Annotated in this window: 13 protein-coding genes; 2 read left to right on the forward strand and 11 right to left on the reverse strand. The window is 73.6% G+C overall.

All coding sequences use genetic code 11. From position 1 onward, the window contains the following. Nucleotides 1–353: 353 nt before the first annotated feature. Genes ACH495_RS14675 through ACH495_RS14685 form a run of 3 tightly spaced genes read right to left on the reverse strand, consistent with a single transcriptional unit; the run spans nt 354 to nt 3,045 of the window. Complete coding sequence (locus tag ACH495_RS14675; RefSeq protein WP_396858232.1) at nt 354–1,328, reverse strand: phosphotransferase family protein; 975 nt, start codon at nt 1,326–1,328, stop codon at nt 354–356. Further along, nucleotides 1,325–1,930, reverse strand: coding sequence for a peptide chain release factor H (gene prfH, locus ACH495_RS14680; protein ID WP_396858233.1), 606 nt, complete (start codon nt 1,928–1,930; stop codon nt 1,325–1,327). The genes ACH495_RS14675 and prfH overlap by 4 nt, the downstream gene beginning before the upstream one ends. Continuing rightward, nucleotides 1,927–3,045 carry an RNA ligase RtcB family protein gene (locus ACH495_RS14685; RefSeq protein ID WP_396858234.1) on the reverse strand — a complete coding sequence of 373 codons (1,119 nt, stop codon included), beginning with the start codon at nt 3,043–3,045 and terminating at the stop codon, nt 1,927–1,929. Before ACH495_RS14685 ends, prfH begins: the two co-directional genes overlap by 4 nt. 114 nt (nt 3,046–3,159) lie before the next feature. On the opposite strand from ACH495_RS14685, the gene ACH495_RS14690 reads away from it, so the two are divergent. Beyond that, nucleotides 3,160–3,918 (forward strand): peptidylprolyl isomerase, encoded by a 759-nt coding sequence (locus ACH495_RS14690; protein ID WP_396858235.1) that lies wholly within the window; start codon nt 3,160–3,162, stop codon nt 3,916–3,918. Nucleotides 3,919–4,010: 92 nt separating this feature from the next. Here the strand turns inward: ACH495_RS14690 and ACH495_RS14695 are convergent, their stop codons facing one another. From ACH495_RS14695 to ACH495_RS14730, 8 genes are all read right to left on the reverse strand, one after another. Then, entirely contained in the window at nt 4,011–5,387 is a 1,377-nt protein-coding gene (locus ACH495_RS14695) for a glycosyl hydrolase family 18 protein (protein WP_396858236.1), read from the reverse strand. Between the two features lie 103 nt (nt 5,388–5,490). Continuing rightward, nucleotides 5,491–7,167 (reverse strand): discoidin domain-containing protein, encoded by a 1,677-nt coding sequence (locus ACH495_RS14700; protein ID WP_396858237.1) that lies wholly within the window; start codon nt 7,165–7,167, stop codon nt 5,491–5,493. 144 nt (nt 7,168–7,311) lie between these two features. Beyond that, entirely contained in the window at nt 7,312–9,567 is a 2,256-nt protein-coding gene (locus ACH495_RS14705; RefSeq protein WP_396858238.1) for a catalase, read from the reverse strand. A gap of 93 nt (nt 9,568–9,660) precedes the next feature. After that, on the reverse strand, nt 9,661–10,320 hold the full coding sequence (locus ACH495_RS14710) for a 4'-phosphopantetheinyl transferase (RefSeq protein ID WP_396858239.1): 660 nt from the start codon (nt 10,318–10,320) through the stop codon (nt 9,661–9,663). Beyond that, a complete protein-coding gene (locus ACH495_RS14715; protein ID WP_396858240.1) occupies nt 10,317–11,150 on the reverse strand; it encodes a metallophosphoesterase family protein in 834 nt (277 codons plus the stop codon). The genes ACH495_RS14710 and ACH495_RS14715 overlap by 4 nt, the downstream gene beginning before the upstream one ends. A gap of 54 nt (nt 11,151–11,204) precedes the next feature. Further along, nucleotides 11,205–12,161, reverse strand: coding sequence for a prolyl aminopeptidase (pip, locus tag ACH495_RS14720; RefSeq protein ID WP_396858241.1), 957 nt, complete (start codon nt 12,159–12,161; stop codon nt 11,205–11,207). Between the two features lie 42 nt (nt 12,162–12,203). Beyond that, nucleotides 12,204–12,578, reverse strand: a complete 375-nt coding sequence (locus ACH495_RS14725; protein ID WP_396858242.1) for a hypothetical protein — start codon at nt 12,576–12,578, stop codon at nt 12,204–12,206. A 70-nt stretch (nt 12,579–12,648) separates the two neighbouring features. Then, on the reverse strand, nt 12,649–13,035 hold the full coding sequence (locus tag ACH495_RS14730) for a MerR family transcriptional regulator (RefSeq protein ID WP_396858243.1): 387 nt from the start codon (nt 13,033–13,035) through the stop codon (nt 12,649–12,651). Nucleotides 13,036–13,083: 48 nt separating this feature from the next. Here ACH495_RS14730 and ACH495_RS14735 point away from each other — a divergent pair, with 48 nt between their 5' ends. Continuing rightward, entirely contained in the window at nt 13,084–14,100 is a 1,017-nt protein-coding gene (locus ACH495_RS14735; RefSeq protein WP_396858244.1) for an NADP-dependent oxidoreductase, read from the forward strand. Nucleotide 14,101 lies beyond the last annotated feature (1 nt).

Here is a 14,101-nt window from a genome sequence, read left to right on the forward strand (position 1 = left end):
CCACCCGGGCCCCATCCTGCCCGTGGGTGGAACGGCATGGGTGTGTCAGTGCGCGGTAGACACCCATGGCGTTCCACCCGGCCGCCGTACGACCCGCTGCGCAGCCCTCACGAGGGCGGGTGATCAAGGAGTTCGCGTCACCGCGGAGATCGACTCCGACGCAAACTCCTTGATCGCGTCTGAGAGGACGCCGACGGGCGGACGAGGAGTGGCAGCAGGGGCGATCATGAAGTTGGCGCCATCAACGGAGATCAACGCCGCCGTCAACCTCATGATCACGGCAGCGGAGGTGGGGTACCTGACGCGAGCCGGGGGCGGGAGGCGGCTGCTGCGGGCCGCGTCGGCGACCGGGCTCACAGCGCGGCGAGCGCTTCGGCGATGTTCCGCTCGGCCAGGTTGAGCATCCACCGCCGGTCCGGGAAGTCACCCTCGGCGATCCGCAGCGGTCCGTCTATCAGCGACAGCACCTGCGCGTACCGGTAGAACTCCAGCCGATCCGCGTCCAGCGGGACCGGCCGCAGCGCCGGGTACGCCGCGCCGAAGCGCAGCCGGAGCCAGGCGTGCTCCCACTCGACGTCGAACCAGGTCAGACCCTCGAAATCGATCATCACCGGCTCACCGGCCGGCGTGACGAGGACGTGGTCCGGGCCGAGTTCGCCGTGCACCAGCGCGTACGCCCGGCGGGGCGTCACCCGGTCCCGCAGCCGCCGTAGGTGGGCGGCGATCCGGTCGCGGGCGGCGGCCGGCCGGGGATCACGGGCGGTGGCCCCGTCCAGGTGCCCGAGCGCGCGGTCCAGGATCACGTCCTCGGCGGCCCGCGCTCCGGTCGCGCCCGACCAGGCATCGGTGAGCTGGCCGTAACGGGGGCCGAACGTGGTGTGCATCCGCCGCAGCGCGTCGCCGAGTCGGGCCAGCGGCTCGGCGGCCCGGCCCGGATCCCGGTCCAGTAGGTCCTCGAGCGTCACCCCACCGGCATCCTCGACCAGCGCGAGGTCGTCGTCAAGGTGTCGGCCAGCGCGGTCCACCGCGAACAGATGCGGCACGCGTACCCCGGCGGCGGTGAGCGCGGCATGGTTGGTGACGAACAGGACCATGCCCGACGCGTCGGCGAAGGGATCGTCCGGAACCGACGCCGACACGGGCCAGTAGTTCTCCGTCGGTGACCAGACGTAGAGGATCACAGATGACCCGTCGTCGAGCCCGACCCGGTACACGCCCTTCTTCGTCCCGCCGGTGAGCCGGTCCAACGCGGTTACCCGTCGGTCGGTGCCCAGCCGGTCGCGCACCAGGTCGCGGACGTCGTCCGGCCGCAGGAACACCCGGGTCACGGCCGTTCCACCCGTACCGGGTCGCCGCGCACCAGGTCGTCGTGGATGCGCCAGCGGGCCGTCGCGCCCTCGCGCCGGGCGGCGTCGTCGTCCTCGGTGACCCGCCGGCGCAGCAGCTCGACCGCGATCCGGCGGTTGAGGTGCAGGTGCCGTTCGGTGTCCACCACCACGACGTGCCCGGACGGGCGGTGGGTGGCCCGGACTGCGGTGCTGGCCTTGTTCCGGTGCTGACCGCCGGGCCCGCCGGTGCGACAGGGCACGAACTCGACGTCCGCCTCGTGGAACGGGGTGACCACCACCTCGGCCCGGTGCGGGCGGGCGGTGACGTACCAGTTCTTGCGCCCGTGGCCCGGCCGGTAGGGGCTCGGCGCCTGCCAGCAGAGCGTGCCGGTCCAGCCGGCGGCGAACGCCTCCGCCCCGGCGCCGGAGATCCGCACCAGCACCGACCGCCAGGTGCCCGGCCGGTCACCCGGCACGGTCTCGACCCGGGCCGTGCCCAGACGGTGCCGGGCGGCGTCGGCCTCCAGGCGGGACAGCAGCCGGGCCAGCGCCCACGCGCACTCCTGCGGGCCGCGCCCGGCGGACAGCAGGAGGTCCGTCACCGTCGCCCCCGGCGGCGACCCGGCGCGACGTCCGGGGTCTTGTAGGTGACCAGCGGCACCGTGGTGGTGACCGGGGTGGCCAGGCCGTGCGCCACCAGGTCGCCGACGACCTGCTCGATCCGCTTGTAGGCGGTGGGTGCCTCCTCGAACAGCAACTGCCGGTCGCCGCACACCACGACCGAGCCGACCGGCGTACGGCGCAGCTCCTCGACGGTGTGCTTCGCCTTGCCCCGGCGCAGCGCGTCGGCGCGGGACATCTTCCGGCCGGCGCCGTGCGCCACCGAGTGGTTGGCGTCCGCGCCGGCGTGCGCGGCCACCAGGTAGGACGGGGTGCCCCGGGTGCCGGCGACCAGCACGTCCCGGCCGTCGCCCGGCGCCGCGCCCTTGCGGTGCAGGTAGTGCCCGTCGCGGCGTTCGACCAGGTTGTGGCACTGGTCGACGACCGGTTCGGTGGGCTCGGCGCCCAGCGCGTACGCGACCCGGGCGGCCAGCAGCCGCCGGTTGAGCGAGCCCCACCGGACGGCGTCGTCGTGCCGGGCCAGGTAGGCGTCCGGGTCGGGGGCGGGGCCGGCGCCGTGCACCTCGGTGTGGTCGCGCAGGATCCGTTCGCCCAGCCCGCGCGACCCGGAGTGCACCACCAGCACCAGGTCGCCGGTGGCCAGCCCGAGCCGCTCGGCGTGCTCCGGTGCGTCGAGCGCGCCGACGCGGGCCAGCTCGACGAAGTGGTTGCCGCGCCCGACCGTGCCGAGGCCGTCGAGGTGGCCGGCCGGCACGTCGCCGGTCAGCACCGACCAGGCCGGATCGTCGGCGTCGCGCTCCGGGTGCAGCGCGCGGTCCAGGTCGGGAAAGCGGGCGGCGAGCCGCTCGGGTACGGCCCGGCGCAGCGCGATCGGGAACACCGCGATGCCGCACCCGATGTCGGAGCCGACCAGGAACGGGTGGAGCACTGTCGAGGCCATGGCGGCGCCGATCGGGGCGCCCTTGCCGGGGTGCAGGTCGGGCATGGCGGCGACGTGTGTCATGCCGTCCAGCGCGGCGACCTGGTGGCACTGGTCGATCGCGGCGGACTCGATCCAACTGGTGGGGGAGGAGAAGACGGAGACGGTGGCGGGCACGAACGCTCACCCTCCCGGACCCCGCCACGCCCGGCAACCGACTTTCGTCGACACCGGGTCACCGGGTCCATAGACTCCGGTCGTTCTGGTACCACGAGTCCAGGGAGGACCCACGTGTCGAGCGAAACCCGACCGCACGCCGCCTCATCGCTGCTGGCCCGCTTCGCCGGGGTGACGGTGACCGCCGCCGCGCTGGTCGCCACCGCCGGTGTCGCCGCGACCGCCGCGCCGGCCGCCGACCCCGCACCGACCAAGGGGCCGTGCGCGTACACGCCGACGCCGGACGAGCCGGCGGCCCGGCCGGTGCCGCTGCCGCCGGACCCGCGCCGCACGCCGGACCGCGGCACGGTACGGGTCACGCTGCGCACCAACCAGGGGCCGATCGGGCTGACCCTCGACCGTGAGCAGGCGCCGTGCACCGTGCAGAGCTTCCTGCACCTGGCCCGGCACAAGTTCTACGACCGGACGCCCTGCCACCGGCTCACCGCGTACCCGACGCTGACGGTGCTCCAGTGCGGTGACCCGTCCGGCACCGGCGAGGGTGGCCCGGGCTACCGGTACCGCGACGAGCTCCCCACCGACCTGCCGCCCGCGCCGACCGACCCGACCGGCGTGCGCCGCCTCTACGCCCGCGGCACGCTGGCCATGGCCAACGCCGGCCCGGACACCAACGGCAGCCAGTTCTTCCTGGTCCAGGCCGACTCGGCGCTGCGCCCCAACTACACCGTCTTCGGCCGGGTCGACGCGGCCGGGCTGGCCACGCTGGACCGGATCGCGGCCGGCGGCATCGCCGCCACGCCGGAGGACCCGGCGCCGGTCGACGGCGCGCCGGCGCAGCCGGTGGAGATCTGCCGGGCCACCCGGGGTCGCTGACGGCGACGGCCCGGCGGGACGGCTGTCGAGGCCGCCCCGCCGGGCCGGTGCCGCGCGGGTCGGGCCCCGGGCCGGGCCGCTCCCGCGGGTGCTCAGGCCGGCAGCCGCCAGACCTGGTTGGCGCCGCCGAAGCAGTCCCAGATCTGCAACCGGGTGCCGTCGGCGGAGCTGTTGTCGGTGGCGTCCAGGCACCGGTTCGACACCGGGTTGCGCAGCGTGCCGTTGCTCTGCGCCTGCCAGACCTGCGCGCCGGTGCCGTTGCAGTCCCAGAGCTGGATCTTCGTGCCGTTCGCGGTGCCGGCGCTGGTCACGTCGAGGCACTTGCCCAGCGACCGCAGCGTGCCGTCGCCGGCCACGGTCCAGCTCTGCGCGGCGGTGCCGTTGCAGGTGTAGAGCTGGATCGCGGTGCCGTTGGCGGTGCCGGCGGCGGCGACGTCGACGCACTTGCCGCCGATGCCGGTGACCGGCCCGGTGCGCCCGGACGGCGGTGGGGTGGTGCCGCCGCCGGTGACCGTGTCGTAGATCGCGCTGACCAGCGACGTCGCGCCGGTGGTGTCCTGGGACAGCTCCCAGTTCATCATGCCGCCGGCGTTCGCCATGGCCCACTGCGTCTTGCGCTTGACCGTCGGAATGCCGTTGTAGCACTGCTGGACGCCGCCCGCCGTGGTGCAGTCCCGGTTGGCGTTGGCCGGGTCCATGCCGACCAGCGCGGCGTAGGTGTAGTAGCCGGGCCGGCTGTAGAACGGCACGCCGAGCACCGCCTTGGCGGCGGGCAGGCCGCGCGCCTTCCACCCGTTGACGCCGGCGATCGCCCAGTCGTAGTTGGCGTGCGGGCTGCCGCCGTCGTACGCCATGATGTTGAGCCAGTCGACCGCGCCGAAGACCGCGGTGGGTACGCCGTTGACGTAGTAGCCCTCGGCGACCACGGCGGCGGTGAGCAGCTTGCCGCGGCTGTGCAGGGCGCTGCCGAGCTGCTGCATCAGCAGCGTGTAGTTGCTGGCGGACGCGCCCGGGTCGGGGTATTCCCAGTCGATGTCGACCCCGTCGAGGTTGTACTGGTTGACGAAGGCGACCACGTTGTTCACGAACGCGCCGCGGGCGCCGGAGTTGGCGGCGAGCGCCTCGAACGCGGAGTCGTCGCCGTCGTTCCAGCCGCCGATGGCGATGGAGACCTTGACGTTGTTGGCGTGCCCGAGCGAGACCAGCGAGGAGAGCTTGCTCGGGTTCTCCACCGGGCGCAGGCTGCCGTCGCCGTTGGGCAGCGCGAAGGCGTAGTTGACGTGGGTGAGCTTGCCGTACTGGATGCTGGTGACGCTGCCGCTCCACGACGGCATGTAGCCGACGCTCTTGAAGCCGTTGGGCAGCACGACCGCCTCGGCGGCGGACGGGGTGAGGGCGAGCGTCGCGGCGGCGGTGGCCAGCGCGAGCGCACCGGCGGCGAGGCGACGCCGGAGGTGGGGTGTGGGCATCGAGGGCCTTCCCGGGGGGGCGGGGGCGGACAGGGGGTGTTCCTCGAGGTGGACCAAATATTAAAGACTATTAACTAAGACGTCAACGATGAACTTCGATGAGCTAGGCGGCGTACGCGGAGAGCTGCGCGAGCTGTCCGGCCGGCCAGCCGGTGTTGGCGGTGATCAGCACCCGCACGTACCGGACCGGGGTGACGGCGAACGTCAGCGTCGCCTGGTTGCCGGTGGCCGGGTCGAACCGGACGCCGGCCGGCCCGGCCAGCGTGGCGAACGTCGTGCCGTTCGCGCCGCCCTGCACCGAGAGCGTCTGGGTCCGGGCCTCCCAACCGGCCGGCAGCGCGAGCACCAGGCGGGCCACCGACCGGGTGGCGCCGAGATCGACCTGCCACCACTGCGGGAACGCGCCGTTGGCCGACTCCCAGTACGTGCCCCGGTCGCCGTCGACCGCGTTGCCGGCGCCGAACGGCCCGTTCTGCTGACTGCTCGCCGACGCCGGCCGACCGGCCGCCAGGTCGCCGCCGGGCGGCTGCCCGCCCCCGGTCACCGGCGGCGTGGGCCGCACCGCCGTGAGCGCCAACTGGCCCTTGAGCATCCGGCCACCGTCGGCGGTGAGCCGCAGGTAGTAGTCCGCCGAGCAGGCGGTGCCGTCCTCGTCGAGCGCCCGGATCCCGGTCCCGGCCGGGGTGGCCGCCGCCGTCTCGCTGGTCTTGGCGATCTGGTTGCCCTCGTTGAACTCGTCGAACATGGACACGTAGAGGCCCTGCGCGCCGAGCCGAACCATGTTGTAGAGGTGCCGCCAGTAGAACTCACCGTGCCGCCGGTGGCCGGCGGACAGGTCGCCCGGCATCACGCAGGGCTGGTAGTCGATGCCGTGCGCGGCGCAGTCGGCCAGGTCGGGCACGTTGACGTTGGCGTGGAACCAGTCCAGCCCGTCGAGCGTGCCGGTGCGCCCGACCATCCACGGCGAGAGCATGTCGAACGCGTGGTAGACGTCGGCGAAGCCGGGGCGGGAGTCGTTGATCCCCTGCCGCCAGTACGTCGGCACGCCACCGATGACGTAGCAGCCCTGGGCCTTGAGCCACCGCACCACGTCCAGGCAGGCGGCGGGCGTGAACGGCCGGCCGTCGTCGGCGAAGCCGAACCCCCACACGCAGACCACCGGCTTGCCGTTCTGCCGGGCGTACGCCGGTGAGGCGGTGTGCGCCGACATCTTCGTCGCCCAGTCCTCCTTGAGCTGCGACTGCATCGCCGTCCAGCCGGTCACGTCGTACATCACGTAGAACCTGCGGCCGAACCGCTCCGCCGCGGAGCGGACCTTCACCGCCATCGCGTCGCGGGTCGGCCCCTCGTCGCCGAACGGGTTGAACCGCTGCAACGCTGCGGTGTCGCAGCCGTACTCCTGCATCCAGCGGAAGTGGGTGTCCACGGTCTGCTGGTCGTAGGAGGAGAAGAGCGTGGCCGGCCGGCCGTCGCCGAGGTTCGGGTAGGCGGTGGGGTAGCCGCGTGCGTACTCCCGCATGTCCGGCCAGGACACGATCGTGGTGTTCGCCGGCGAGGGGGACTGGAACCGGTCCCGGCTCCAGTGCCACCAGCCGCCGATCGGGGCCCCGTCGCCCGGGCAACCGAACCAGCCCTGGTAGCCGACGGAGACCTTGCCGACCACGTCGCCCGGAGGACTGGCGGCGGCTGCGGGGGCGGGGGAGAGCGCGAGGTCGGGCAGCGCGGCGAGCGCGGACCCGGCCACCACGGACCGGATCAGGGTACGGCGGGTGGGCGCCATGCGGACCGCTCCTTCGGGGGAGGAGGAAATTGACGGTCATCATGGCGGCGCGCGACATGAAGCTGCAATACTTAGACAGGTCAATGAAACAAATGGCGTGAGGGGCGGCCCGCCGTGGCGGACCGCCCCTCGACCGTGCGTCGGTCAGGCGACCGAGGCCGGGAACCGCTCCCAGACCCGGTGCGCCGCCATCAGCCGCTGCACCGACTCCAGCACGTCGGCGCCGGAGTCACCGGTCACCACGCCTGGCGAACCGGCCACCCCGGTCTGCCGCAGCACCTCGGCGCCGGCACCCCACGCGCCGATCGCCTTGGCGTGCCGCCACGCCTCCTCGACCAGCAGCGACACCCGCGGATCGATGGTGGCCGAACCCGGCACGCCGGCCTTGGCGTCCCGCCCCGGCAACGCGTCCGGCGCCGGCGCCCCGGCTAGCAGCACCGCGTCGAACTCGACGGACCGGGCCGTGGCGAACGTGCGCTGCACCGGCAGCCCGCCCACCGTGCCGCCGTGCGCGGCGATCAGCAGCGGCACCATGCCGGCCGCGAACACCGCGCGCTGGACCTGCCCGACGTCGTCCAGGTCGCCGTTCGCGTCGACCACGATGCCCACCATCCGGCCGTCGGCCGGCCACTCCCGGCCGACCTGGGACAGCGCCGGGCTGGGCTGCACCTCGGCCAGCGGCACTGTCGGCTGCGGCACGGGCAGGCCCAGGCCGGCGGCGACCTGCTCGCAGAGCACCGGGTCGATGTTGGCCAGGCACTGGAGCTGCCGCTCCTTGATCGCCTGGTGGTAGCACTTGCCCAGCTCGAACGTGTACGCCCGGACGATGTGCTCCTGCTCCACCGGGGACATGCTCGCCCAGAAGAGCCGGACCTGGCTGTAGTGGTCGTCGAAGGAGGCCGGCGCGGCCCGGACCTTCGGCGCCTCCGCCACCGTCACCGGCACGTCGACGAACGCGTGTTCGCGGTCGCCGGCCGGGAACGGGTTGCCGCCGTCGAGCGAGTTCGGCCGGTAGGGCGCCACCCCGGCGTGCACCGCCTGCTGGTGGAAGCCGTCCCGGAGCATGTCGTTGACGTCGGCGTGCGGCCGGTTGATCGGGATCTGGGTGAAGTTCGGCCCGGCCAGCCGGGTGAGCTGCGTGTCCAGGTAGGAGAAGAGCCGGCCCTGCAACAGCGGGTCGTTGGTGACGTCGATGCCGGGCGGCAGGTGCCCGAGGTGGAACGCCACCTGCTCGGTCTCGGCGAAGAAGTTGCGCGGCGTCTGGTTGAGGGTGAGCGTGCCGATCGCCTGCACCGGCGCCAGTTCCTCCGGCACGATCTTCGTCGGGTCGAGCAGGTCGATCCCGGCGAACGTCTCCTCCGGCGTGTCCGGGAAGACCTGGATGCCCAGCTCCCACTGCGGGTACGCGCCGGCGGAGATGGCGTCGTAGAGGTCGCGGCGGTGGAAGTCCGGGTCGATGCCGTTGATCAGCTGCGCCTCCTCCCACTCCAGCGAGTGCACCCCGAGCTTCGGCTTCCAGTGGAACTTCACCAGCACCGTCGCGCCGGCGTCGTCGACCAGGCGGAAGGTGTGCACGCCGAAGCCCTCCATGGTCCGGTAGGACCGCGGGATGCCCCGGTCGGACATGTTCCAGATGGTGTGGTGCTGCGCCTCGGTGTGCAGCGAGACGAAGTCCCAGAACGTGTCGTGCGCGCTCTGCGCCTGCGGGATCTCCCGGTCCGGGTGCGGCTTGGCGGCGTGGATGATGTCCGGGAACTTGATGGCGTCCTGGATGAAGAAGACCGGCATGTTGTTGCCGACCAGGTCGAACGTGCCCTCGTCGGTGTAGAACTTGGTGGCGAAGCCCCGGGTGTCGCGGACCGTGTCCGCCGACCCGCGCGAGCCCAGCACCGTCGAGAAGCGGACGAAGACCGGTGTCTCGCGACCCTTCTTCAGGAAGCCGGCCCGGGTGACCTGCTCGGCGGCGCCGTTCGCGACGAAGACGCCGTGCGCCCCGGCGCCGCGGGCGTGCACCACGCGCTCCGGGATCCGCTCGTGGTCGAAGTGCATGATCTTCTCGCGCAGGTGGTGGTCCTGGAGCAGCACCGGGCCGCGCGGGCCGGCCTTGAGCGAGTGGTCGGTGTCGCGCAGCCGCGCGCCGTTGGCGGTGGTGAGGTACGCCCCCTGCTGCCCCTTGGCGATCTTCGGCACGCCGGTCTCCGCGCCGGTCGGGGTACGGGTGTCCGGCGCGCCCTGCTCGTCCTTCGGCGGCAGCGGACCGTGCGGTGCGGTCGGCTCCTCGAGCGATGGTGGCGCGCTGCCCGGCGCGCCCGGCACGTCCGGTGTCAGCGCCTCGCCGACCTTCTCGACAGCGGCCTCGACGACATCCTTGACGACCTGTGCGGGCTTGCTGGATTCCATCAGGCTCCTGTCCTCCCTGCGGCGATCTGACCTCAGCCTTCAAGGCCCTACCCTGGGCGAGGACGGACAAACAAGGATCACCCGGACGAGTTGTCAGGGGTGCGGCACCACCACCGCGGTCACCACCAGCCCGCCGGCGACCAGCCAGCGGCCGTCGAGCACGCGCAACGGCGGCCCGCCGTCGGCCCGCGTGCCGTCGACCAGCAGCCGGGCGGTGAACCGGCCCGCCGGGCCCACTGTCAGCTCCGCGTCCTCGAACCCGAGCCACCTGCCGGTCAACGGATACCACGCCTTGTAGACGGATTCCTTCGCGCTGAACAGCAGCCGGTCCCAGTGCACGCCCGCGTCGGCGGCGCGCAGCCCGGCCAGGTGCGCCGGCTCGCCGGCGGTGGTGACCGCGTCGGCCACCCCGTCGGGCAGCGGCCCGTGCGGCTCGGCGTCGACGCCGAGCCCGGCCAGCGCGGCGGCCGGGGCCACCACCGCCGCCCGGTAGCCGGCGCAGTGGGTGATGCTGCCCACCACCCCGGCCGGCCAGACCGGCTCGCGCCGGGGGCCGGGGCGGATCGGCGCCGGCGCGTACCCGAGCCGGGCCAGCGCCTCCCGCGCGCAGCGCCGGGCGGTGACGAACTCGCGGCGGCGGCTGGGCACCGCGCGGGCGACCAGGTCCTCCTCCCCGGGGTACGGCTCGTCGCCGGCCACGTCGGCGAACGCCTCGACGGCCACCGCCGCCGGCGGCAGCAACGCCTCGATCACTTGGCGCCGCCGAGGATCCGCCGCATCGGCCGGGGTTCGCCGCCCCGGCGGCCCCACTCGCGCGGGTAGCCGAGCGAGACCTCCTCGAACCGCACCCCGTCGTAGTGGGTGGTGCGGGGGATGTGCAGGTGACCGTAGACCGCGACGGCGGCCCGGTGCCGCACGTGCCAGTCGGCGCTGCGCTCGGTGCCGCACCACTGGGCGAACTCCGGATACCAGAGCACGTCGGTCGGCTGCCGGACCAGCGGCCAGTGGTTGACCAGCACGGTCGGCAACGCCGGATCGGTCGCCGCCAGCCGCCGCTCGGTCGCCGCCAGCCGCGCCCAGCACCACGACTCCCGGTCCGGGTACGGATCGGGGTGCAGCAGCATCTCGTCGGTGCACACCACCCCGGACTCGTACGCCACGCGCAGCGACTCCTCCTTGGTGGACGTGCCCGGGGCCCGGAACGAGTAGTCGTAGAGCAGGAACAGCGGGGCCACGGTGACCGGCCCGCCCGCGCCCCGCCACACCGGATAGTCGTCCTCCGGGGTGAGCACGCCCAGGTCCCGGCACATCGCGACGAGCGCCTGGTAGCGCGCCACCCCGCGCAGCGTCACCGGGTCGGTGGGATGGGTCCACAGCTCGTGGTTGCCGGGCGCCCAGAGCACCCGGGCGAACCGGTCGCGCAGCTGCGCCAGCGTCCGCTCGATGTCGGCGAACAACTCGCCGACGTCACCGGCCACGATCAGCCAGTCGTCCGCCGACTCCGGCCGCAGGCCGTCCACCACCGCCCGGTTCTCCGGGTACGACACGTGGAGATCACTGACCGCGTACAGCGAACCCGTCATCCGGCCGATCTTGCCAGCGACGCTCCCGAATGGCCAGGCGCGGGCTCCGGGCGCTCAGTCGATCAGGTCGGCGACCCGGTCGAGCGCGCCCAGCAGCTCCCGCGCGATGCCCGGCTCGGCCGCGGAGTGGCCGGCGTCGGGCACGATCCGCAGTTCCGCCTCCGGCCACCGACGGGCCAGGTCGTACGCGGACACCGGCGGGCAGCACAGGTCGTAGCGGCCGTTGACGATCACGGCCGGCAGGTGGCGGATCCGGTCCACGCCGTCGAGTAGCTGCCCCTCGGCGAGGAAGCCGCCGTGCACCGCGTAGTGCGACAGGATCCGGGCGATCGGCAACGCCTGCTCGTCGGCGGTGAAGTGGGCGAGCGCCGCCGGGTCGGGTCGCAGCGACGAGTTCACCGCCTCCCACCGCCCCCAGGAGCGCGCGCAGGACCGGGCCTCGTCCGCGTCCGGGCCGTGCAGCCGCCGGTGGTAGGCGGCCAGCACGTCGTCGCGTTCGGCCGGCGGGATCGGGGCGACGAACCGCGCCCACTCCTCGGGCTGGAGGTGCCGCAGGCCACCCTGGTAGAACCAGTCCCGTTCGCTGCGCCGCAGCAGCAGCACGCCGCGCAGCACCAGCCCGGTCACCCGGTCCGGGTGCGCCTGCGCGTACGCCAGGCCGAGCGTGACGCCCCACGAGCCGCCGAAGACCAGCCACCTGTCGATGCCGAGCCGCTCCCGGATCGTCTCCAGGTCGGCCACCAGGTGCCCGGTGGTGTTCGCGCGCAGCTCGCCGAACGGGGTGCTGCGGCCCGCGCCGCGCTGGTCGAACAGCACCGCGCGGTAGCGCCCGGGATCGAAGAACCGCCGCGCCGCCGGCACCAGACCACCGCCGGGCCCACCGTGCAGGAACACCACGGGTACGCCGTCCGGCCGGCCGACCTCCTCCACGTGCAGGACGTGGCCGTCACCGACCGGGATCCGACGGGTGGCGTACGGCTCGACGGGCGGGTGCAGGGGGACTCCGGTCATGCCCGGTGATTCTGCCCGCCCGACGGGCGTCGCGTGGCCCGCTCAGCAGGCGACGTTGCCGCCGAGGTTGTCGAGCAGCGCGTCGGCGACCCAGCCGGAGACGCCGGTGGTGGTGTCCCGCAGGTAGGTCCAGGTGTAGGTGGTGTGCCCGTTCGCGCTGACCCGGTCGCCGCTGGCGAAGCAGTGGAAGTCGACGTTGTGGCTGAGCTGGCCGTAGCCCAGGGAGCCGCAGGTGGTGTGCGGGCCGCTGCGGATGTTGACGTTGGTGGCGTTGAAGAGCTGGCCGAACTTGGTGTCCACGTTGGAGTGCGAGTGGCTGCAGCTCGCGCTGGCCGGTGCCGCCGCGCCCACCACCGCGACTCCCGCCGCGGCGACGGCCAGGAGCGCCGCGGTGCCGATCGAGGACGCCTTCCGCATGTCGAACCCCCGAAGTCGTGGCGGCAAATTGATCCACATATTTGCATATCGCAAAGGCGGGTGGCAAGGGTCACCGGGTTCGGCCCCGCGCCCGCGCCCGGGCCCGCCGCAGTCGCAGGTGTCGGCGTACCGCGTCCCGGCTCAGGCTCAGGCATGCGATCCGGTTGTCCAGGCGGGCCAGCTCGGCGGTGAAGAGCGCGACCATCTCGCCCTCGTCGTCGCCCGGCTCGCCCGCGGCCACCGGGCCGAACGGGTCGCGGAGCAACGGCGGGATCAGCCTGGTCGGCAGCCCCGACCTGATCAGGCTGCGGACCAGCATCGCCCGTTCGACGTCCGCCTCCGCGTAGCGCCGGTAGCCGCTCGGGGTGCGCTGCGGCGCCAGCAGCCCGCGCTCCTCGTAGTACCGCAGCATCCGGACCGGGATCCCGGTCCGCCGGGACAGCTCACCGATCCGCACGGTCACTCCTTGACTCTCACATCGATGTGAGACTTTACGGTGCTGGCCATGACCACTCAACCCTCCGGATCCACCGCCCCACCGGACACGCGGTCCACGCCGCCGCCCGTCCCCGACCTGATCCGCGCCGGCGTCGTCACCCGGTTCGGCGGACCCGAGGTGCTGCGCACGGTCCGGCTGCCACGCCCCGTCCGGGCACCCGGGCACGCCCTGGTCCGGGTCCACGCGGCGTCGGTCAACCAGGGTGAGACGAAGATCCGACGCGGACTCGTGCCCGAACTCGGGTCACCGCCGTTCGTCCTGGGCTCGGACCTGTCCGGCACCGTCGTCGAGGCCGAGCCGAACGGCCGGTTCCGGGTCGGTGACGAGGTATACGGGATCCACTTCATCGGCACGTACGCGGAGATCGTCTCGGTGCCGGAGGCGAGCCTGGCGGCCCGACCCGCCACCGTGGACCACCCGACGGCGGCCGCCCTGCCGGTCGCGGCGCGCACCGCGCTCATCGCCGTCGTCGAGTACGCGGACCTGCGCGCCGGCCAGCGGATCCTGATCCACGCCGCCGCCGGCGGGGTCGGGCACCTCGCGGTCCAGCTCGCCCGGCAGCGCGGCGCGTACGTGCTCGGCACGGCCCGCGCCGCGCACCACCGGTTCCTCCGCGACCTGGGGGTGCACGAACCCGTCGACTACACCCGCACCGACTTCCGCAGCGTCGCCCGCGACGTGGACGTCGTCCTCGACCTGGTCGGCGGCGACTACGGGCGACTGTCGCTCGACGCGCTCCGCCCGGACGGCCTCCTGCTCGGCGCCGCGCTGGACCCGGGCGTCACGGAACCGGAGGCGCACCGGCGGGGCCGGCGGTACCGCTGGCTCGGCGGGACGCGGCTGACCGCGCCGCTCGACACGATCCGCGAGCTCGTCGACGCGGGACAGCTCTCGGTCCACGTCGAGCGGACCTATCCACTGTCCGAGCTGGCGGCCGCCCACGCGCGCGCCGACACCGGCCGGGTCACCGGCAAGCTCGTCGTCACGATCGACGACGTCCCCGCGGCGGGCGGCGCCGCCTGAC

It is taken from the genome of Micromonospora sp. NPDC018662 (assembly GCF_044391475.1).
Classification (GTDB): domain Bacteria; phylum Actinomycetota; class Actinomycetes; order Mycobacteriales; family Micromonosporaceae; genus Micromonospora.